Annotated in this window: 18 protein-coding genes; 6 read left to right on the top strand and 12 right to left on the bottom strand. The window is 56.2% G+C overall.

The window, feature by feature from the left end; all coding sequences use genetic code 11:
* Positions 1 to 119 precede the first annotated feature (119 nt).
* Positions 120 to 317 (bottom strand): DUF465 domain-containing protein, encoded by a 198-nt coding sequence (locus BQ8290_RS01770; protein WP_108787113.1) that lies wholly within the window; start codon positions 315 to 317, stop codon positions 120 to 122.
* A gap of 337 nt (positions 318 to 654) precedes the next feature.
* Between BQ8290_RS01770 and BQ8290_RS01765 the strand changes: the two genes are divergently transcribed.
* The 5 genes from BQ8290_RS01765 (at position 655) to tilS (ending at position 6,588) form a co-directional block, all read left to right on the top strand.
* Positions 655 to 822 carry a YdcH family protein gene (locus BQ8290_RS01765; protein WP_337660902.1) on the top strand — a complete coding sequence of 56 codons (168 nt, stop codon included), beginning with the start codon at positions 655 to 657 and terminating at the stop codon, positions 820 to 822.
* A gap of 116 nt (positions 823 to 938) precedes the next feature.
* A complete protein-coding gene (gene ptsP, locus BQ8290_RS01760) occupies positions 939 to 3,215 on the top strand; it encodes a phosphoenolpyruvate--protein phosphotransferase (protein ID WP_108787109.1) in 2,277 nt (758 codons plus the stop codon).
* 206 nt (positions 3,216 to 3,421) lie between these two features.
* Positions 3,422 to 4,273: a RodZ domain-containing protein gene (locus BQ8290_RS01755; protein ID WP_108787107.1), complete on the top strand. Its 852-nt coding sequence runs from the start codon at positions 3,422 to 3,424 to the stop codon at positions 4,271 to 4,273.
* Between the two features lie 247 nt (positions 4,274 to 4,520).
* The gene (locus tag BQ8290_RS01750; protein ID WP_337660901.1) at positions 4,521 to 5,504 is read left to right on the top strand and encodes a tetratricopeptide repeat protein; all 984 of its coding nucleotides are present in this window, start codon (positions 4,521 to 4,523) and stop codon (positions 5,502 to 5,504) included.
* 163 nt (positions 5,505 to 5,667) lie between these two features.
* Positions 5,668 to 6,588, top strand: a complete 921-nt coding sequence (gene tilS / locus BQ8290_RS01745) for a tRNA lysidine(34) synthetase TilS (RefSeq protein ID WP_337660900.1) — start codon at positions 5,668 to 5,670, stop codon at positions 6,586 to 6,588.
* Here tilS and BQ8290_RS01740 read toward each other — a convergent pair.
* The 7 genes from BQ8290_RS01740 to rimO form a co-directional block, all read right to left on the bottom strand.
* Positions 6,585 to 7,481 (bottom strand): L,D-transpeptidase family protein, encoded by an 897-nt coding sequence (locus BQ8290_RS01740; RefSeq protein WP_337660899.1) that lies wholly within the window; start codon positions 7,479 to 7,481, stop codon positions 6,585 to 6,587. The two genes, tilS and BQ8290_RS01740, sit on opposite strands and share 4 nt — an antisense overlap.
* Before the next feature lie 192 nt (positions 7,482 to 7,673).
* Complete coding sequence (locus BQ8290_RS01735) at positions 7,674 to 10,463, bottom strand: phosphoenolpyruvate carboxylase (protein WP_108791737.1); 2,790 nt, start codon at positions 10,461 to 10,463, stop codon at positions 7,674 to 7,676.
* Between the two features lie 2 nt (positions 10,464 to 10,465).
* Positions 10,466 to 11,479 carry a glucokinase gene (locus BQ8290_RS01730; RefSeq protein WP_108787103.1) on the bottom strand — a complete coding sequence of 338 codons (1,014 nt, stop codon included), beginning with the start codon at positions 11,477 to 11,479 and terminating at the stop codon, positions 10,466 to 10,468.
* A gap of 4 nt (positions 11,480 to 11,483) precedes the next feature.
* Positions 11,484 to 13,301: a phosphogluconate dehydratase gene (gene edd, locus BQ8290_RS01725; RefSeq protein ID WP_108787101.1), complete on the bottom strand. Its 1,818-nt coding sequence runs from the start codon at positions 13,299 to 13,301 to the stop codon at positions 11,484 to 11,486.
* A complete protein-coding gene (gene zwf / locus BQ8290_RS01720) occupies positions 13,294 to 14,802 on the bottom strand; it encodes a glucose-6-phosphate dehydrogenase (RefSeq protein WP_108791735.1) in 1,509 nt (502 codons plus the stop codon). The genes edd and zwf overlap by 8 nt, the downstream gene beginning before the upstream one ends.
* Positions 14,803 to 14,969: 167 nt before the next feature.
* The gene (locus BQ8290_RS01715) at positions 14,970 to 15,800 is read right to left on the bottom strand and encodes a transglutaminase domain-containing protein (protein ID WP_108787099.1); all 831 of its coding nucleotides are present in this window, start codon (positions 15,798 to 15,800) and stop codon (positions 14,970 to 14,972) included.
* Between the two features lie 101 nt (positions 15,801 to 15,901).
* The gene (rimO, locus tag BQ8290_RS01710) at positions 15,902 to 17,311 is read right to left on the bottom strand and encodes a 30S ribosomal protein S12 methylthiotransferase RimO (RefSeq protein WP_108787097.1); all 1,410 of its coding nucleotides are present in this window, start codon (positions 17,309 to 17,311) and stop codon (positions 15,902 to 15,904) included.
* Between the two features lie 97 nt (positions 17,312 to 17,408).
* Between rimO and BQ8290_RS01705 the strand changes: the two genes are divergently transcribed.
* Positions 17,409 to 17,807 carry a DUF1761 family protein gene (locus BQ8290_RS01705; RefSeq protein ID WP_108787095.1) on the top strand — a complete coding sequence of 133 codons (399 nt, stop codon included), beginning with the start codon at positions 17,409 to 17,411 and terminating at the stop codon, positions 17,805 to 17,807.
* Positions 17,808 to 17,811: 4 nt separating this feature from the next.
* On the opposite strand, the gene BQ8290_RS01700 is transcribed toward BQ8290_RS01705, so the two are convergent.
* From BQ8290_RS01700 to BQ8290_RS01685, 4 genes are all read right to left on the bottom strand, one after another.
* Entirely contained in the window at positions 17,812 to 18,897 is a 1,086-nt protein-coding gene (locus tag BQ8290_RS01700; RefSeq protein WP_108787093.1) for an NAD-binding protein, read from the bottom strand.
* Between the two features lie 11 nt (positions 18,898 to 18,908).
* Positions 18,909 to 19,673: a 5'/3'-nucleotidase SurE gene (gene surE, locus BQ8290_RS01695; protein WP_108787091.1), complete on the bottom strand. Its 765-nt coding sequence runs from the start codon at positions 19,671 to 19,673 to the stop codon at positions 18,909 to 18,911.
* A complete protein-coding gene (serS, locus tag BQ8290_RS01690; protein WP_108787089.1) occupies positions 19,673 to 20,953 on the bottom strand; it encodes a serine--tRNA ligase in 1,281 nt (426 codons plus the stop codon). The genes surE and serS overlap by 1 nt, the downstream gene beginning before the upstream one ends.
* 69 nt (positions 20,954 to 21,022) lie before the next feature.
* Complete coding sequence (locus tag BQ8290_RS01685) at positions 21,023 to 21,808, bottom strand: collagen-like protein (protein ID WP_108787087.1); 786 nt, start codon at positions 21,806 to 21,808, stop codon at positions 21,023 to 21,025.
* Between the last annotated feature and the right edge of the window lie 75 nt (positions 21,809 to 21,883).

Here is a 21,883-nt window from a genome sequence, read left to right as displayed (position 1 = left end):
ACGGAACATTATGTGCCGTATATTAACGATAATTTGAATTTCGACGCGGGTGTAAGTAATAATTCGATGTGCGCAATCAAATTCTATGACATAGATATAATTAAGTGATCCTGGAAGTATTAGGCAATTATGTCTGGAAGCAAAGTGTCTTCGATTATTGATATTTGATCTTTTAGTCTCAACTTACGCTTTTTCAGCCGCGCAATCTGAAGCTGATCGGACGATCCAGCAAGAGTCAAAGCCTCCACCGCCGCGTCCAGGTCGCGATGCTCAGATTTGAGCAGTTCCAACCGGTGCTGCAATTCTTGCTCGTTCATTGCTGTCAAAACTCGCCTGATCAATCAAAGGGGCGCGCGCGATATGCGGTATTTTCAATGAAACCGCTACGCTCTTTTGCGCATTAGCGGTTTGGTGCCACCGTCGTTGGATAGGTGGTGACCCTATGTGGAGTCCCGTGTGAGCGTTCAGAAAACCAGCAGTTCGTCGCAAAAACACGCACAGGCGGCGATTCATCTTTAATCAGCCCTTTGCAAGTTAGCTTGAGTGTGATCAATTCGTGATCAGCGGCCCGGCCGCTTTGTGCCGAGTCGCTCCCCCGGAGTTGGCCCACACACATGGTGTGATGGTCGATCCAGTGAAATAGGAGACACGCAAATGGCATCAACCGCAGCATCATCTCACATGAACGCTCTCCAATCGAAGCACGCAGGGCTCGAAGCGCAGCTCCGCGATGAACAAACCCGCCCGGTGCCAGACGCGGTAATGATCCAGGAAATTAAGAAGCAGAAATTGCGACTTAAGGAAGAGATTGCTCGCTGTTAGCGGCGCGTTCTCATTCAATATTGATTGGTCGCAGCGGTCACGGTCCCGGTTTGGGCGTTCGCTCGTCGTGTAGGCCCATTGCAGAGAGGGGCTCTGGCCTCTAACCCGTATCCACCATGACCGCCGCTGCTTCCAACTCTGCCCGTCAAATCCTCACTCGTCTGCACGAAGTGATGGCATCGCGGATGCATGCCCAAGGCAAACTTGATCAGGTCGTAGAGACGATTGGTGAATGCCTTACGTCCGAGGTGTGCTCAATATATCTTCTGCGCGAAGGGATGTTGGAATTGTTCGCGACGCGCGGCCTTAATCAAGAGGCTGTGCACGTTACGCGCATGGCGATCGGGGAAGGGTTGACCGGTGTTATCGCGGATAATGTCGAAACCCTTAATCTGGCTGAGGCTAAGGCGCATCCTGATTTTCAATATCGGCCAGAGACAGGAGAGGAGAAATTCCACTCCTTTGCTGGCGTACCGATTGTCTATCGCGAACGCGCCGTGGGCGTGTTGTGTGTGCAGCATCTTGACCCGCGCCGGTACGAAGAGATCGAGATTGAGGCGTTGCAGACCACGGCGATGGTCTTATCCGAATTGATTGCCAACGCCGAATTGGTAGACGAAGAAGAAGCGCTCGGTCTGTCTCCAACTCAATCCGGTCAACAGACAATATCCGGTCTTACCTTGGTGAAGGGTTTAGGCGCCGGGATCGCCGCCTATCACCAACCGCGCGTTCAAATCACTCAGGTGATGGCGGACGATATCGAGGCGGAGCGGGAGCGGGTTTATCGCGCGTTTGATAAAATGCGCGAACAGATCGACACTCTCGCCGGCCAAGCTGAATTTGGCATCGGCGGCGAACATGAAGAGGTCTTAGAGACCTACAAAATGTTTGCTTATGATGAAGGTTGGTCGCGTCGCATCAATGAATCGATCGATAGCGGTCTAACCGCAGAAGCGGCGATTGAGCGGGTGCAACAGCACACCCGGATGCGCATGCGAGAAATTGACGATCCGTTGTTGGCGGATCGCATGCATGATCTGGAAGATTTGGCCAATCGCCTGCTTCGCATTGTCGCTGGGCAGATTGGGACCGCCGCCCAGCAAGGATTGCGCAAGGACACGATCCTTATCGCGCGAAATTTGGGACCGGCGGAATTGCTCGAATATGACAAGCGTCGTTTGAAAGGCGTCATCCTCGAAGAAGGCTCGCTCACGGCGCATGTTGTCATTGTCGCGCGGGCGATGAATGTCCCGGTTTTGGGTCGGGCGAAAAGCCTTCGCGGGATCGTGCGTGAGGGCGATGAAATCCTATTGGACGCGACGGCCGCCACCGCAACTGTGCGGCCTCAATCTCAAGTCGCTGAGGTTTTTGCTCAGCGCTTTGCCAAGTCACGCGAGAAACAGGCCACCTATGCGACTTTACGCGATGTCGAACCGTTCACGCGTTGCGGGACGCGCATTCAGGTGATGATGAATGCCGGTTTGCGCGACGACATCAGCTCGCTTGCGCTGACGGGTGCCGATGGCGTCGGCTTGTTTCGGACCGAATTCCAATTTCTAGTCTCGGCAACTTTGCCGCAACGGGAACGACAATTGCGATTGTACCGTGATGTGTTGGACGCGGCGGGTGACAAACCAGTTATCTTCCGCACGGTTGATATTGGCGGCGACAAGGCTGTTCCTTACCTCAATTCAGACATAGCAGCGAATGATGAAAATCCTGCGATGGGGTGGCGGGCTCTAAGGCTGGCGCTTAACCGCGAAGGGTTGATGAAAGCGCAGGCGCGTGCGTTGCTAGAGGCGGCGGCCGGACGCTCATTGTATGTCATGTTCCCGATGGTGTCGGAGCCATGGGAATTTGATGATGCAAAGGCGGTATTCGAAGATCAATTGAAATTCTTGAGATCAAAGAAGAAGCGTGTGCCGGAGCATGTCCGATATGGTGCGATGCTCGAAGTGCCCGCCTTGGCTGAGGTGCTCGATCTGCTGCTGCCCAAATTGTCATTTTTGTCGATCGGGACCAATGATCTGACCCAATTCCTATTCGCTGCGGATCGCGGCAATCCGGCATTGGCGGAGCGGTACGATTGGCTCAGCATGCCGATTTTACGGTTCTTGCGGCGGGTCATCCGATCGAATGTCGGCAGCGATGTTGAGATCGGTGTTTGTGGTGAGATGGGCGGGCGCCGATTGGAGGCGTTGGCGCTGCTTGGGATTGGATATCGTCGATTGTCGATTACTCCGGCTGCGGTTGGGCCAATCAAAGAACTGGTCCGAAAGGTTGATCTGAACGAAATCAGCGCCGCAATGGAAACATGGCTCGCCAATCCCGAGACCAACCTGCGCACAGAGTTGACCGCATGGGCCGCTGAAAGAGACATCGAAGTCGATTGATCAGGATTTGAAGCCGCGTTCGAACCGGACCTGCAAAAGCGTCATTTTCCGCGTTTTGGCCATCGAAAAGCTCTAATTGGCTCTGTTCTCGGTCACTTCGGCGGCCAATACATGATTTTACGCAGTGAATCCTTGACAGCTGGTAAGTCTGGCAGCTTCAACGGGTTTACAACGAATCCAAAAACCACGGTTAAGTGGATGGGGTCATGGATAGCGAACTGGACAGCAACACCGAAGAGCTAGGCGAGCCTGTTGAAACAGTGCCCGCTGGACCTGGCGATCGCCTGCGTTCAGCGCGCGAAGAGAAGCGATTGGAGTTGTCGCATATTGCGGCAGAGACACGCATCCCCGTGCGTCATCTGCAATCCATCGAATCCGGTGATTTCGACAATTTGCCTTCGCGGACTTACGCGATTGGATTTGCCAAAACCTACGCTCGTTCGGTTGATTTGGATCCCGAAGAAATCGCCCAGGCTGTGCGCGAAGAATTGGCCGATGGTCATGCACAACATTCCGCAATGGCGGGAGGGATGGAGCCCGGCGATCCCGCGAAACTGCCTTCGCGAGGCCTTGCGTGGTTTGGTGGCTTTGCGGCCTTTGCTTTGGCGGTTGGCGTCATCGCTTTCGCCAGCACCTATTTTGGCGCAGGGGCCAATCCAGCCTCTCTTATTGCAAATACCGAAGAAGCAACCGACGAAGAGGCATTGGCCGATGCATCCAACCCCACGCAGGGCGAAGGTTCCAACGCGCCAGCGATTTCGGGTGGACAGGTGATTTTTACCGCGCTCGAAGATCTCCAATGGGTCCGTTTTTACGACGATGGCGGGGAAGTGTTGTTCGAGGCGGGCATGGCAACTGGCGATACATTCGAAGTGCCAGAAGCCGCTGTCGATCCGCGTATCAACACCGGCCGGCCTGATTTGTTTTCGATAACGATCGGCGGACAATCGGTGCCCAAATTGGCAGAAGAGCCGATCACGTTGGGTGATGCACCAATTTCCGCCGATGCGCTTTTGGCGCGTTCTGATTTGGCCGGCGCTGCGCAGTCTGTGAACTAAGCAGCCGATTGGGCAATATTGGCGGTGCGTTGATAGTGCACCGCTGCTCTTTCTCTTTCACCCAAGGCTCTGGCTCGTTTTGACCTGATTGCCGCGCATTCCCCCGATAAGTCGCTTTGCGGGGTCGACTTGAGGCCGACGGTTGGGCACAGATTCCACCTGTGTTCATGCGCGCAATTCTACGCCGACGATGACTTATGTCCTTCGCGTAATCGCGCCAAAGCAAGTTTTGGGAGCCTAACCCGCCATGACCTCTTTTAAGATGCCGCCATTGAAGATCACTGCATTGAGCGCCGCCCCAGCGATTGGCGCACTTGTTTGCGCAGCTCTTGTCGCGACCACGCCTGTTCCGGCGATGGCGCAAGACGATACAGAATCCCGCCTTCGCCGCGCCGAAGCGGAAATCCGCGCTCTACAACGCACGGTTTTCCCTGGTGGTGATGGCCGCTTTTTTGAGCCGCAAATTTCGTCCGATGGATCAGGGAGCACGAATGGAGCACGCTCAAACGCGCCATCGACGACGGCAGTGACCGATATTCTTGCGCGGTTGGATGCATTGGAAATTCAATTGCAACGCTTAACCGCTCTCACAGAAGAAAATGCCAACGCGGTTGGTGGTTTGGACGTTCGTGTAACTGCGCTTGAAGACCGGGCCGTGGCTGCGCCAGCAACCGGCACGACAACGTCAGACGGTGCGATCGCTGATTCCGCAAGCACCTCGCTACAATCATCCGACCAAAACAGCGCGTCCACCGCAGGGGCCGACAGTAGCGATGTCGCAACGGGACCATCGCCAGAACGGATCGCAGCGGTTCAGGAAATCACCAAGCCACAGTCCGAAGATGCAGGCGATGATGAATATTCATACGGTTTCCGACTTTGGAATGCAGGCTTTTATCCTGAAGCTCGCCAACAACTCGCGTCTTATGTCGAAGGGTATCCCGACCATTTCCGTCTAACCTATGGCCGAAATCTACTGGGCCGGGCGTTCCTTGATGATAATATGCCCGAAGAGGCGGCGCGATGGTTCCTGCGCAATTATCAAGCGGATCGCACCGCCCGACGGGCGCCTGACAGCTTGCTGTATTTGGCTGAGTCGATGATTGCGATGGAAGACACACGGCGTGCCTGTATCGCTTTGGCCGAATTTGGCGACACGTATCCGGCGGTAGCTTCTGGCCGTTTGGCAGATCAGTATGAGAGCAATTTGCGCCGAGTAACCTGCGAATAACGCTTATGCTTGGCCTGGTTAGGGGGCGCTGATTGATACGTCCATTGACATTGCTCGTCTGAAACAACGTCATACGGATGTTGTTGCGCGCTTTCGTGACGCAGTCGACGAACTGTGGCCGCAGGAGGATCGCGATCCATCGGATGTAGGTGCGGCGGGCCCATTGGGGCTGGCCGTATCTGGCGGGCCGGATAGCCTCGCTTTGTTGTTGCTGGCTCATGCGGCAATGCCCGGCAATATTGCCGTTCTCAGCATCGATCACGGACTTCGGCTTGAGGCGAACAACGAAGTTGCCTTGGTCGAAGGGATCTGCTTGCAATTGGGCGTGCCGTTCACTGGCGTTCGCGTTGATGTCGGGCCCGGCAATGTCCAAGCAAAAGCCCGAGATGCGCGCTACGCCGCATTGGCACGATGGGCACAAGAAGATGGCGTTGGCGCCATTGCCACCGCGCATCATGCCGATGATCAGGCCGAAACACTGTTGATGCGTTTGGCTCGCGGCAGCGGAATGGCAGGGTTGGCCGGAGTGCGGTCGTGGTCGTCACTACCCAATTCAGATATCCCGTTGATCCGGCCGCTCTTATGGGCGCGCAAGGGTGAATTGGAGGCCTTGGTGGGTGACGCTGGGATACTTGCCGTCAACGATCCTTCAAACTCCAACCGTGCTTTTGACAGGGTCCGAGTGCGCGATCATTTGGCAAAGCACGATTGGTTGGATGCAGAAGCCTTAGCGAGCAGCGCGGGTCATTTGGCGGAAGGATGGCGAGCGCTTGAATGGTACGCCGAACTGGATTGGGCCGAAATGGTCGCCCCTGATCCCGATGCCGCCGTTCAGCCCGCATTGCAGTATTGCGTGAACGTTCCGCGGACCATTCAAATTGAAACGGTTTGCCGGATCATCGCTGAACTGGGTGGCCGCGTGACGCGCAGTGAAGCGGGGCGTGCAGCGGATCGATTGTGGCGCGGTAACAACGCATCGATTGGCGGCGTTCTTGCCATGGCAGGCGTTGAAAAAGTCGCAAAGGTGGGCGTTGAAATGCGCGTCTGGCGGTTCTCACCCGAACCGCCTCGCAACGCGCATTAGGACATAATTTTGTCGCCAATGCCGATCATTTGACCGCGTGTGATCACAACACGATCACCGCGCTTAGCAATTTCGAACAGTTTTTCGGCAAACGGATCAGGCACGCCAATGCAACCATGCGACGCATAGCCGTTTTGGACCGGCGAACCGTGGATGGCGATGCCATCCCAAGTCAGACGTAGAGTCCATGGCATTGGCGCGTTGTTGTATTTCTCCGAAACGTTGTCGCGTTCTTTGGTCAAAATCGGGAAGGTGCCGAGCGGGGTCGGATGCGATGTGGTGCCCAGCAGCGCAACCGCTGTTCCAATTTCGTGACCATCGCGGAAAACGCTAATGACGCGGGCATCGAGGTCCACGGTCATCACCAATTCACCTGTCGCAGGGGCACGGGATTCGTCCCAATACCATTCTCCGTATCGGATAGTGCCTTCGATCGGAAGGATGCTTTTGACCACAAATGGATCATCGCTGACTGCGATCCGCGGGGCAGAAGGTGTGGGGGCAGGGGTGGCCTGCACTTGCGGATTTGAAATCATGCGGGCGGCTGGACCTCGAGGCGCCTCTTCCACTGCGATTGTTGGCTCAGGCAGAATAGGGGCGGCAACAGGTGCCGGCAAAGACGCTGTGACCGGTGCAGGCGGAAGTTCTGGTAGATCTTCGACGTCGGTCGCTTGCACGTCGTAGGGTTGAGGCAAGCTAGGATCAACAACAAGTGAGGCACCGCCGGTCGTGGGGTCAATCGCGCGAATGGCACTTTCTGCGTCGGCAGCAACTTCGACAGCGGCGTCTGCGGCATCATCGACAGAGCTCTGTGCAGCGACAAGTGTAGCCCCGCCAAGAAGCGCAGCGGCAGCAGCAAAGGCGGTCAATCGGAGGGTTGTAAAAGCCATCATGCCAAAATCCTAAATGCGAATCCTTAAAGGAACGCTCTTTGTAACTGGCCCACGTTATGCCGCTTTCGGCGGTGAACGGCCAGTGACTAACGGGCGCAAACGGCCCGCCGTCCCTTCGGGGGACGGGGGCAGAGCAAAGGTTAATATGTAAAAATTCGTAAGAGAGCCGCGATGGATCGGATCCCTAGCGCTTTATCCGTGCGCTCCAAATTGATTGGCGATTGCCACAGACAGCCGCAACATCAACGCGTAGGCTCGCTCAATCGGATCGATGTAGTCGCGCGTGATTTGCGCATACCCCTCGACGGACGCATCCGGATAATCGGCGGGAGCATCCATCGCAAAATCGCTGGTCGATGGGAAATGCGTCGGGAAAGCGCGCCGCATTTGGGCCAATGCATCGTCAATTCGCAAACTGAACACCATTTCCAAAACATCTTCGCGGCTGATGTCGTTCGCGCGGCTAAACACCGGAACGGACACGGCCTTCAAGAAAATATGCTGCATCAAAGCGAGTCTTAGAGCCTGCGCCGCACCAATCATGCGACGGGTGTTCTCTGTTGTCGGTTCGGGTTCTTCTGGCGGAAGGTGGTCCAACAACCGATGGAATTTGAGCGCGTCGACGCGCAATCGTGAGGCAAGCCGCCGGAACACGCCGGTGCGATCATCCTTGGTCAGATATTCCGCCAACACTTCGCAAGCGCGCGACAAATGCGGCTCTGTCCCTCGATAGGGGCGGGTCGCCCAGTAGGCGGAATTGAACAATTCGCCGTGGGCCGCGACGGTCTTAACGCTGGCCAATGCGTTGGACGTCCGCGCAAGCCGCAGCAATTGCTGACCCCGCTCGCTTTCGGTCAACAGCGCGGCGACCTCTTCGTAATTTCCGTCAGCCGCAGAGCCTATCCCAGCGATGACATTCACTGGATAACCCAATTGTTGAAGGATTGAATTGTGCGGGATTGCGCGGATCTGCCGTAGGTTCATGTCGCGATCCGCCGAAAGGTCGGATTGGCGGCGGGAAACTCGGCTTCCGGTGGAATTGAGAAGGCCCAATCCGAACGCGGTTACGGCGCGAGAATAGGTTGCGCTGCGCAAATGAGCGCGTTGATGCGCGCGTATCGCACGATAGAAATCGAGGCTGATGTCCGTGCGCGTGTACAATGGGTCGGTGTTTTCCCGGGTTGAGTCGGGGCTTTGCGTGATGATCCGGGTCAACGTGGCGCGGGCCAGCTCGGGCCCTCTGAAATACATATACCCGTCGCCGCCCTGGAAGCTGACTTCGGGCTCCAGCTCAATGTCCGACCCGGCAAACTGACTGCGTGCCCAAGGGCTCATCGGCCAAGTCAATCGGTCGGCAAAGCCGGATGGATGTGCCCCGCGTCCCATGCTTTCGCCATGGGTGTTGAAGATCAATGCGGAGACATCGGCCAAATTGTTGCGTGCCATGGCCTGCGCCATGCGCCCATGCAGCCGCTCAATCGCAAGGCTGGCTGGGATTTGACCCACAAACCGGCCAGCGTCCGAAAAGCCGGTTTGGATACACACACGGCCGCGCAGTCGTGCGTAGGATTGGTATTGCTCTTCGGCGCACAAAGCCTCGAGGAAGCGGCCGCCATGCTCAAGCGCGCTTTCAGTCTCAAACAAAGGAGAGACATCGACCCGATCATCAATTCCAAACAGTTTCGACAGATACAACGCAGCCAACACAGTGGATGGTTGTTCGCATTCCGCAATCAACATCCGAATGGGCGTGTCGGCGTCGATGTGTCCGAGTATTTGCGCTATGGCCAAGAATTGCCGCGTCGCCGTTGAGCTTTCGATGGCGAGGCTGGCGAAATTGGTGCGTTTGGGTTCAACATCCGCGAGCATTCGCCGCAAAGTTCCCATCGCCCCCTTGCTGGCCAGATCGAGTTCGGGTGTGTCGCTCAAATGGCTGCGGATTGCGTTGTGCAATTGTTTCGCGTTCACGCGGAAATGGACATGCGCCATACCAAGGCCATCAGACCGCATCGTGGCGGCCAGTGTTTTTAATGCAACGGCTGTGCTCGTATCGGAGGCGCCCCGAGAGTCTGCTTCTAGCGTGGCAATAATATCGCCCAATGAAGTCAATTTGTCCGGACTGTCGGCGGTCAATTGGTTCGCTGCGCGTGACAAATCCGCCGGATCGGTAAGGTCATCGGCAAACGCAGTCGCACACATATTGGTGTGGTCTTCGGCCGCGCGCAGTTTGGCTACAATGGGGTGGGCAGCATCAATAGCCTCTAGCGCCTTCGCATAACGCGCCAAACGCATCGCTTTTTCCTGAAGTCGGAACAGGATCGATGTGTACCATTTGATGTCGGTGCGACCGTCCATGTCATAGCCGACCCATGTCGCGAAACGAAACGGCAATGGGGTCACATCATGCCAATCATCCGGCCACGTCGCGGCGGCATGATTTAGTGTTTCAGAGACGATATCGGCGCGCGCATCTTGCGCATCAGCGATCGCCGCCATCGCCTGTTCGTGTTCATACTGAAGGGTGACCGCCGGGCGTTCTTCGCCCGATGCGCAGGTTTCCCGATTGATCGTCGTGCCTTTTGTCGCTTTGTCCGCAACGGCCCCGGTTTGGGCAGGGGTCAACAGAAAGGTCGGATGCGCGGTGAAAACCGCGTGGAGACGCGGCGTTTCCCAGCGTGCTTTGAACGCATCAAATGACCCGTCGCGTTCAAAAACCGATGCGAGATCGGCGCGATTGTCCGTCTCGCCAACCGGAGCAAGCAAGCGTTCAAGGCGCTTTGCTCGCGATTTTAAACTGCCGCATTCCAATTCTGCGACCAAACTTTCGAGTGCATCAAGGTCTGTTCCCCCGCCTTCGAGATCGCGCGACAAGTCCAATCCCAATTGGAAAACAGGATTGAACAAAGGGGTTTCGCGCGTTCGGGCGTGCAATTCCTTCAACCGTTCACCAAGATCGGCGACAGAATTCAGGGGGAGCGTCATGGTCATAGGTCCTCAAAATACTTTTGGCTGAACGCCGCCGCCGCCCCGAAAAGGCCGGGTTGCGGATGGCTTATAAGTTTAACGGGCATGGTCGCCATGAGGGATGCGAACCGCCCTTTCGCCTTAAATCGTTCGGCAAAGCCGGATGATAGCAAAGTGTCGCGGATCCGGTAACCGAGCCCGCCCGCGATCACTACGCCATTCGCGCCTTGGGTCAACGCGATATCGCCCGCAACGGAGCCCAACGCCAAACAAAACCGGTCCACCGCGGCAGATGCTAGGCTGTCTCTGCCATTTTCGCCGCCGGATACCCCCGCGCTCCACACGGCAACGTCGTCCAATTCATGGACAGCGCGCCCCTCAAGCGCGGCAAGCGCGTGGTAGATATCGACAATCGCCGGGCCCGACACCACGCGTTCGTTGGACACACGGGTTAATTGTTTGCGCAGCCGCGCTAAAATCGCGTCTTCAATCGCATCAAGCGGCGCGAAATCGCCATGCCCGCCTTCTGTCGCTTGAACGCGATAGTCGTCGCCCGCTTTGCGCCAGAAATACGCAACCCCCAACCCAGTGCCTGGGCCAACAACCGAGATTGTGCCGGTATCGGGTAAGTCTTGATCGGGTCCGGTTAGGTGGACAAATTCATCCGATGATGCGCGCGCGGCGGCATGCGCGACCGCCTCGAAATCATTGACGATAAGATGGCGATTGCAACCCAGTTTTTCTTCGATCAAGGGCGGTCGAATGATCCATGGATTGTTGGTAAACCGGATGATGTCGGGGTTCACTCTCCCGGCAACGGCCATTGCAACGTCGCGAGGTAGATCTCCACCCATCTGCGCGCGAAAGGCGCCCCAAGCTGTTTCAAAACTGGCGAACGCTTCGGTTTTCAATGTGACCGGTTCACTTAGCCCAACGGTTCCGTCGTTCTTGATGGAGGCAATTGCGAACCTTGCATGGGTGCCGCCAATATCAACCGCGACGATGTCTCGCGTTGTAATCTCTGGGCCAACCATCCTATTACAGTCCCGCGCTGGCCAGCATGGCCGATGCGCCTTGTTCCGCTCCATCGGCGTGCACTTGGAACATCCGGAAAAGTTCGCGCCCAACGCCATGCTCTGCAATAGGCTCTTTGGCGGGAATGCGATCGGTCAGATCTGCCGAGGTTGAGAGCGCGCCGGTTGCGGCACAAACCCGAACAATATCCCCATCGCGCAGCAAGCTGAGCGGTCCGGCCTTCCCATCCTTGGCCTTTGCTTCGGGTGTTATGTGAATGGCAGCAGGCACTTTGCCGCTAGCGCCAGACATGCGGCCATCCGTAACCAATGCAACCTTGTGCCCGCGATCTTGAAGCACAGCGAGAGACGGCGTCAAAGCGTGCAATTCTGGCATTCCGTTGGCTCTTGGCCCTTGGAAACGGACCACGACGACGACATCGCGATCCAGTTCACCGGCCTTAAATGCATCGGTCACCGCGCTTTGTGTTTCGAAAACGCGGCACGGCGCCTTTATGGTCCAACGATCTTTGGAGACCGCCGACGATTTGAAACAGGCGCGGCCCAGATTGCCGGTCAAAAGCTTCATCCCGCCGTCAGTCTGGAATGGGTCACTCGCCGGACGAAGCATCGTTTCATCGCGAGATGCTTCGACCTTCTGCCATGCCAGCTCATCATCCTGCCAAACCGGCTCTGATGCGTAGGCCGACAATCCGTCGTCCCAAACTGTAAGGATATCTCCATGGGCGAGGCCTGCATTCACCAGTTCATCGATGACATAAGCCATGCCGCCCGCGCTGTGAAAATGGTTCACATCGCCCGCGCCGTTGGGATACACTCGGGCAAGCAAGGGAACGACGCTCGACAGCTCGGCCATGTCGCTCCAATCAATGTGAATCCCTGCTGCACGTGCCATTGCGGGAATATGGATCGCGTGATTGGTGGATCCGCCAGTCGCAAGCAGGCCAATGACGGCGTTGATGATCGCTTTTTCATCGATCACTTGCGCCAATGTTCTTTCGGTTGTGCCGGCCAATTGAGCCAATCTGTGAACGGCCGCTCGGTCTAAGGCTTGTCGTAATTTGGTGCCCGGCTGGACAAAGGCCGCGCCTGGCACATGGAGCCCCATCATCTCCATCATCATCTGATTGGAATTGGCGGTGCCGAAAAAAGTGCAAGTGCCCGGCGAGTGATAAGAGCCGAGCTCGCTTTCCAGCAATGTGTCGCGACCGACTTCGCCGGCTGCGTATTTTTGACGGGTTTCTTGTTTTTGCTTGTTTGAAATGCCGCTTGGCATGGGGCCGGATGGAACAAAGATCGCCGGCAAATGGCCAAACCGCAACGCGCCGATAATCAACCCCGGCACAATCTTGTCGCAGATGCCCAACGCCGCCACGCCATCATACATTTGATGCGACAAGGCGACGCCCGTTGCCATGGCGATGTTGTCGCGGCTGAAAAGCGATAGCTCCATTCCGTCTTCGCCTTGCGTTACGCCGTCGCACATGGCCGGGGTGCCACCAGCAACCTGCGCGGTTGCGCCGACTTCACGGGCAAAGATTTTCAAGCGATCAGGATACCGACCATAGGGTTGGTGTGCTGAAAGCATGTCGTTGTAGGCTGTAACAATACCGATATTGGGCCCGCGACCCGACTTCATCGCGTCTTGATCCTCCAACGCGCCGGCGAAGGCATGGGCAAGGTTGGAACAGGCGACATCTTTATGTTCGGGGCGACGATCCGCTTCGCGCCGCATCAATTCAAGATAATCAGCGCGCCCTTTGCGAGAATTCTCGATCACACGCGATGTCACGCGGTGCAGGGTGTCATGCAGCTTACTCATGCCAGCTTACTCCGTCGCGTTCCGTCAAAGCTATGGCGGCGCTTGGCCCCCAATTGCCTGCATTGTACGGTTTGGGCGTTACGCCATGCGCCTCCCATTCGGACCTTATCGCATCGACCCATTCCCATTGAGCTTCGACTTCGTCGCGGCGTACAAACAAAGTCTGATCGCCTTTGATCAGGTCGAGCAGAAGGCGTTCATAGGCAATTCGTCGATGTTGTCCGACAAAGGCGTCTGGCATCTTAATTTGCAACGGCACTTCGCGCAGGCGCACGCCGTTTTCATCAAGACCTGGAACTTTTGCCATCAACGATAAGGTGATGTCTTCATCGGGCTGGATGCCAATAAGCAAGCTGTTGGGTTGCAAGCCAGTGCCAGCCGATGTGCCGGATGCTGTGCCGCCTTTGCCACCGGCAAAGATGGAGTGTGGGACGCATCGAAACTGCACCAAGATTTCCGTCACGCGTTCGGGCAGACGCTTGCCTGTGCGCAAGTAAAACGGAACACCTTTCCAGCGCCAATTGTCCACATGCGCTTTGATCGCAGTGAACGTCTCTGTGTTCGAATCTTTGCCCAATTCTTCATCGTAACCGGGCACTGCCTTTCGATCGATTGCGCCGGCGCGATATTGTCCGGTGACTGTTTCATTGGCCTGTGGCGGGCGCAGGGCGCGCAGCACTTTGACCTTTTCATCGCGAACGGCCGTTGCATCAAAACTGGTCGGTGGCTCCATCGCCACCAATGCCAACAATTGCAGCATATGGTTTTGAACCATGTCCCGTAGCGCGCCTGCATCATCGTAGAATGCTACGCGTCCTTCGAGGCCGACAGTCTCTGCGACGGTGATCTGAACGTGCTCGATCACATTCGAATTCCAGATCGGCTCAAACAGGATGTTGGCAAAGCGCAAGGCCAACAGATTTTGAACCGTCTCCTTGCCCAAATAGTGGTCGATGCGGAAAATGCGATCTTCGCTGAACGCGGAGGCGACCGCGTCGTTGATCTCTGCCGAAGAGCCAAGGTCTGTGCCAAGCGGTTTTTCCAAACACATCCGCACGCGTTCGCCGGTCAAACCGGCATGTTCAAGCCCTGCGATGGTGGGGCCGAAAAGGCTGGGCGCGGTTGATAGGAAAATCGCCAATCCGCCGGAGGTGCCAGCCTCTTCTTCATCACCTTTAGCTGCGCCTGCCTGTGCGACTTTCTCTGCAAGCGTTTCGAACCCTTCGATCGAACTGGCGTCCAACTGTTGGTAGCTTAGTCGATTGAGAAACGTGGCCATTCCGCCGCGGCGTTCAGCCGGCAGGAATTCCTCCAAAGAGGCGCGCGCCATTTCACGGAATGTCGCGTCATCCATGTCGCTGCGCGCTGTGCCGATAATGGCGAGATTTTCGGGAAGAAGCCCATCAGCATCCAAAGCGCAAAGGCTTGGCAACAATTTGCGGCGTGACAAATCGCCAGTCGCTCCGAACAAGAGCAGTTTATCGGCGGCAAATGCGGTCATCAAAATCCCCTTAAACCCCATCGGGTATCAGGCCCAAAAAGGGCGCACAATTGTTAGCGTTAACAATACAGCATTTCAATCGCTTATGGGCGAAAATATCAGTCTCAAAATGCGCCCATCATTGATGGTTTCTCACCTTACGCAATTTTCCCGTTTCGCACAGGGGCTTACGCGGTGACTTGGCTTTTAACATCGACCGCGCTGCTCAAAAATTCAACCGGGCCAAATGTGGTGAGAAAGCTAACATCGGCGGCATCGCGGCCAACGCCGATGATCGCGGCATTGGAAAGGTCGGCCATTCCTGTGGCGTCGACCAATTGCCAATAGCCGTCGCAACCGCCGGCTTGGTTATCGGTTTGCGGGTTGGTTTTGCTGCTTACAAAGACCTGAGCAACTGCGTGAAAATCCTGTGGTGTGACACCCGGTGCGTAACACGCCACGTACCGTGCAGGAATGGACGACGCGCGCGCCAATGTGACGAAGACGTGCGCGTAATCACGGCAAATGCCTTGTCGTTTGATAAAGCTTGCGGTTGCATTGGTGGACGCATCGGATGAGCCGGGGACGTATTCGAAATTATCGAAAATCCATCGACGAATGGCCTCAATTCTCGCTCCGCCGTGCGTGCCCGCAAATTCTGATGCAACCAGCCCTTGAAAGTCATCGGCGCGGCAATATCGCGAATCGAGCAGATATTTGACCGCATCCCCGGGAAGGTCATGCGGTTCTATCGCGCGGCAATCGGTCAATTCTAGATGCTGGCGTTTGGGGGAAACTTGGGCGGAATATTGCACCTCGATCCGCCCAGCACCGCGGAGCCAGATCCGTTCGCCAACGCCATCATCGGCCGCCACACGGGAGAATTTCTCTGTGTCGGTGATCCGTGTTTCGCTTTGTATGTCGCTTTGATCGGGTGTTTGGGCCACCTCAAATTGCAACAATGCCGATGTTGGCCGCTCGAATGAGAAAGCAAATTGAGAAGAGATCTGGATGGTCATGCTGATCTCTCATCTACCCAATGTTCGCAAAATTTGCGCTTTCAAAATTTCCGATGCCAATCCGATTGCCTACCGCAACGGCTACCCACCCTATTTGGTGATTAAGCGTCGGAAATGGGATCGCCCGCAATCGCTCCAAAAAGGTCATGGGCATCGGCATCTTCGATCGCAACTTGGACTATGTCACCGGCTTTGAGCGTGGTGGGAACTTCGCGAAGATAGACCGCTCCGTCGATCTCTGGTGCGTCGGCTTGGCTCCGTCCCGTTGCACCGATGTCGCCGTCTTCGTCAGCTTCGCCAACTTCGTCGATAATAACCGGCAAAGTGCGGCCCACTTTATCGGCCAACTTGGCGGCGGAAATGCGCTCTGTGACTTCCATCAAGCGAGCGTAGCGTTCTTCCTTGACGGGTTCGGGAACTGGGTCGGGCAGGTCGTTGGCTTTGGCCCCTTCGACGGGTTCAAAGCGGAACGCGCCCACCCGGTCGAGCTGTGCTTCTTCGAGCCAATCGATGAGGTATTTGAAATCATCCTCGGTCTCGCCGGGGAACCCAACCACGAAACTGGATCGAATGGCGATGTCTGGACAGATGTCGCGCCAGCTCTTTAGGCGTTCCAGCACCTTGGCTTCGTTCGCCGGACGACGCATGCGTTTCAAGACCGATGGCGCAGCGTGTTGGAAGGGAATGTCGAGATAGGGGGTAAGAAGGCCCTCAGCCATCAGTGGGATGACCTTGTCAACATGGGGGTAGGGATAGACATAATGCAGGCGCACCCAAGGGGCGATTCCATCCGCTGTGCGCAATCCGCCAAGTTCGCGCGCCATATCGGTCATGTGAGCGCGCACGGGGGAGCCCTTCCAATCGCGTTCCTCATGCCGCGTGTCGACACCATATGCCGATGTGTCTTGGCTTATAACCAGCAGCTCTTTGGTTCCTGCTGCGACCAATTTTTCCGCCTCGCGCAGCACCGCATCAATCCGGCGGCTCGTCAATTTGCCGCGCAAATCAGGGATGATGCAGAATGAACAGGAGTGATTGCAGCCTTCGGAAATCTTGAGATAGCTGTAATGGCGCGGGGTCAATTTGATGTCGGGCTGTGGGATCAGGTCGACATAGGGACCCTGCGATGGAGGCGCGTGTTCATGCACCGCGTCTACGACTTGTTCGTATTGATGCGCGCCGGTTACTGCCAACACTTGGGGATGAGCGGCGCGGATCGCGTCGGCTTCTTCGCCCATGCACCCGGTGACTATAACCCTGCCATTTTCATTAATGGCTTCGCCAATCGCGGCCAGGCTTTCTTCCTTTGCGCTGTCTAAGAAGCCGCAAGTGTTCACCAACACCACATCGGCGCCGGCGTAATCCGGGCTCATCGCGTAGCCATCCGCGCGCAGACGCGTAAGAATACGTTCGCTGTCGACCAAAGCTTTTGGGCAGCCGAGGGAAACCATGCCGACACGCTTTTGTGGGGCAACGCGTTGAGCATCGGGGAGGGGGGGTGTGGTGTTCATAAGCGCAGCGCCCCTACACTGCTTTGTTTCGAGGTGCCAGCTTTCCTGCGCACCCGTATCGCGTTAAAGATAGGCGCAGTTAGGGAGGGATGGATCAATGAATGATTTTGCATTGTGGCCTGTGCTGGCCGGAGCGGCTGCGTTTTTCGCGGTGGGTGCCCTTTGGTATGGGGTGTTGTTTGGCAAAGCGTGGCAGGACGCGGCCGGATTGTCGGATGAGGATGTTCAGAGCGGCAACATGGCTCTAATCTTCGGCCTTACATTCCTGTTTGAAGTGTTGATCGCCATGGTGTTGTGGCATTTGATCGCGCGCACAGGTGCAGCGCCACATGTTGTGATGATGATGTCCGTTGGCTTCGCGCTTGGCATTATGGTCCCAGCTATTGGGATCAATTACTTGTACCAACGCAAATCGGGCAAATTGTTCGCGATCGATGCGGGACACTTTACCCTTGGCATGGCCGCGATGGGCGGGGTCTTCCTGCTGTTCCTATAGAGGATTATTCGCCGTTACCGTTGCCATTGGTGGACGGGACAATTTCAACAATCACGTCGCCGGGCTGGAGGTTGTCACATTCCTCTTCCCAAAAACCGATCGCGCGGCCATTGCGGTAAATTCGCAGGCCGCGCCCGCCGCTGGTTAGGTCTGTGATCGAAGAGCCGCATTCTTCTTCTTTCACCACGCGTTCTACCAATTGGACGCGGCCAGAAACCGAGGCAAGATCGGCTAAATAGTCGGCGATATGCGCGCCTTTAGCGCTTCCGGCGAGCAACAATCCGGTAAAACGGACCGGGTTGATGACGTTGTTCGCCCCGGCTTGGCGGGCCAGCAATTCGTTGTCATCTGCGCGCACAACGACGCTGATCGGCACTTTTGGAGCAAGATGACGAACGGTCAGCACGATAAGGATCGACGTGTCATCGCGACCTGCCGAAACTAGAACGGATTGCGCCTCTTGAATGCGGACCGCCTTCAATGTTTCATCCCGCGTGGCGTCAGCGGCGATAACATTCACGCCCAGTTTTTCTGCCGCAGCGAGGCGATCTTCGCTCGGATCAACAACCACGATGTCGTTTGCGTCCGTGCCGCGTTGAATAAGCTCCTCGACGCTTTGTGAACCAGAAATGCCATAGCCAAGCACGACGACATGACCGGAAAGCTTGTCTTGAATACGGGCCATACGCCACTTCTCCCAGCTGCGTTTGATGATGAAATTGTAGGCGGTGCCAACGAAAATAAAGAACACGGCGAACCGGATCGGCGTAACGATGACCGCTTCGACCAATCTGGCTTTATCCGTAACCGGTGCGATGTCGCCAAACCCGGTCGTGGTGATCGAAATCATCGTGAAATAGACGATATCCAAAAAGCTGACATGGCCATCGACGTTGTCGACCAATCCATCGCGATCGAACCAGTGGATCAAAACCACAATCGAGATCAGGAAAAAGGCTGCGCCCAATCGGATGCTGAGGTCGCCCCAAACCGGGATTTTAACCGCGCGCCTCAAAGGTTTGAACTTGCGCGCAGCCACCGTCTTGTCCGGCTTTGCCTTGAAAATCTGATCGGTTTCGCTTTTTGCCATGTCCCGCCGTCTTATTCTGCAAACCTGCTCGCAAGCGTATCAAGGCTCGCATAATGGGTCAGGTCGAGCTGCAACGGTGTCACCGCAACATAGCCATCGTCAATGGCTTCTAAATCGGTGCCATGATCAAGCGTGTGTTCAATAGCATGCAGGCCGAACCAAAAATACCTTTGCCCGCGGGGGTCTTTTCCTTCGACAATGGAGCCGCGCGCGTAATCGTGGAAACCTTGGCGAACTATTCGAACACCTTTGACCGCATCGGATGAACATGGGGGGAAATTCACATTAATCAAAGTGCGCGATGGGAACTGAGCATCCAACAGCGGCTTGATAACCTTCGGACCCCAGTTCCGAGCGGCAGCGAATTCTGCATCGGTCCCGGCTGTTTCGTGGCTGTACACCTGACTAAAGGCGATAGAACGGACGCCGGCCAACGCCCCTTCGATCGCTGCCGAAACGGTGCCCGAATAGGTGATGTCATCCCCTAAATTGGCCCCGCGATTGACGCCGGATAAGATGAGGTCAGGCGCATCGCCCATCACTTCGCGCAATGCCATCATCACGCTATCGGTGGGTGTGCCGGTTACAGCAAATCGACGTTCGCCAAACTTCTGCAAACGCACCGGACGATTTAGCGTGAGCGAATGACCCGCACCCGATTGTTCTTCGGAAGGAGCGCAAACCCAGATATCATCGGAAAATTCGCGGGCTATTTCCTCCAACACGGTGAGGCCCGGTGCGTGGATTCCATCGTCATTGGTGATGAGAATGCGCACTACGAAATCGGTTCCAACTTGGTCACGCCGCCCATGTATGGGGCAAGAACTTCGGGTACAATGACGCTGCCATCTGCCTGTTGGTAATTTTCAATCACCGCGACCAAAGTGCGCCCCACCGCGAGGCCTGATCCATTGAGAAGGTGGAAGTATTCGCTCTTTTTCGATCCTTCGGGGCGATATCGCGCGTTCATCCGGCGCGGTTGATAGGTTCCGCCATCAGAACATGAACTGATCTCACGATAAGCACTTTGACCCGGCAACCAGACTTCGATGTCGTAGGTTTTCATCATGGTGGCGCCCATGTCGCCAGAGCACAACGCCATTACCCGATAATGCAGGCCGAGATTTTGCAGCAATCCTTCTGCGACGGCCGTGATCCGTTCATGCTCTGCTGCTGCGTCTTGGGGCAGGGAGGCACAGATCATTTCCACCTTTTCAAACTGATGCTGTCGAATGAAACCGCGCGTGTCGCGCCCTGCCGCGCCAGCCTCGGATCGAAAGCACGGGGTCAAGGCCGTTAAACGCATTGGAAAATCGCTTTCCGCAAACAATTGTTCGCGGAAAGAATTGCCCAGCACCATTTCGGATGTCGAAATGAGCAAGCGGTCATCGGTTGTGCGGAATAGATCTTCGGCAAATTTGGGCAATTGCCCGGTGCCATAGCCGGCCTCTTCGTTGATCAAGAGCGGCGGATTGCATTCCGTAAATCCGTGCTCACGCGTGTTAGTGTCAATCATATATTGACCCAATGCCCGATGAAGTCGGGCCATATCACCGCGTAAGAATGTGAAGCGCGCGCCCGAAATTTTCGCACCCGTCTCGAAATCCATGCCCAAGGCTGGCGCAATATCGGCGTGCTCTTTCGCGTCGAAATCAAAGCTCGGTTTTTCACCCCACTCTCGAAGATATACGTTGTCATCTTCGCTTTCGCCGTCGGGAACGGACGGGTCGAGCATGTTGGGCAGCACTATCAAAGCGTCTTTCAACGCCTTTCCAGAATCGCGCTCACGTTCTTCAATGTCGGACATGGATTGCTTCAATTGAGAAACCTCGGCTTTTAACGCTTCGGCGGTTTCTTTGTCGCCTTGGCCCATGGCTTTGCCAATGGCTTTCGATGCCTCATTGCGGCGACTTTGCGCCTCCTGCAGTTGGGTCGATAGCGAGCGCCGCTCTTCGTCCAAAGCAAGAATGCTCTTGGCAACGGGTGCAATTCCACGCCGTGCCAACCCTGCGTCAAACCCATCTGGGTCGTCTCTTATCAAACGTATATCATGCATAAGCGCAGCCTATGCCCGCTTCGTTAGGTGAATAAAAGAGCGGATCCGTCGCGCACTGCCTGCCCAGCTTTATGGAAGGTCCAGCATCACGCGCGATGCAAGGGCAGAAACTTGCCCAGGATCCGTTGGCGTATCGGGCGCAATCGGTGCGTTATCCGGCCAACGGTCAAGCATAGTGTCCAAAGTTTCACGAACGGCAACTGCTTTGGGTGCGTCCAATGTTTCGGCAATGTCGCGCGCGACTTTAACAAAGCCCCACGCGTCTTGATATTCCGCCGCATCGGTGACGACACCTTCGGTGACCGAAATCGTGTATTCTGCGACGGCGGTTTCCATCAAGAAACGGATTTGGGCGGAGGGGTCGGCCTGCGAAGCGTCGCGCATCGCGGCAAGGTTCGCCTCAGCCGCGTTTAACAATGGTTCGATTTCATCGGCGCTTTGCCCAGCTTCCAAAGCGGCGGAAACGCCTTCAAATGGGGCGGGGTCAAACCCAAGCGCATCGAGCCCGGCGCGTTCATCGGCGTGGGTTTCGGATACGGGGTGCATCAAATGGGGGGCGGCCATCGCGCTTTCCCCGGCTCTATACAGCGCAAGACCAGCTTCGACATGACCAGCCATAAAGACCAACCGTTGATCTATAGGGAGCGCGCCTGGTCCTCCGCTTTCGCCGTTTTCTCCAGCCTCGCCTGCTTCACCGATCTCCCCGGCCTCGCCTAGTTCGCCAGACTGCGCCGCCTGTGCGCTTTCGCCCGCTTCGCCGCTTTCACCGGCTTCGCCCGAACATCCGGCCAAACCGGCCCCTGCGAGCGCCGTTGCCAAACCCAAACCGGCCCATGTTTTCAACTCGACTTTCATTTCCGTCGCTCCGCAGATACTGTTTCGGCCCTCAACTTTAACCACCTGAGGACACTATGCAAACCTTGATGCCAG

This window comes from Erythrobacter sp. Alg231-14 (genome assembly GCF_900149685.1).
Taxonomy (GTDB): domain Bacteria; phylum Pseudomonadota; class Alphaproteobacteria; order Sphingomonadales; family Sphingomonadaceae; genus Erythrobacter.
This window is presented reverse-complemented; position numbering and strand designations above follow the sequence as displayed.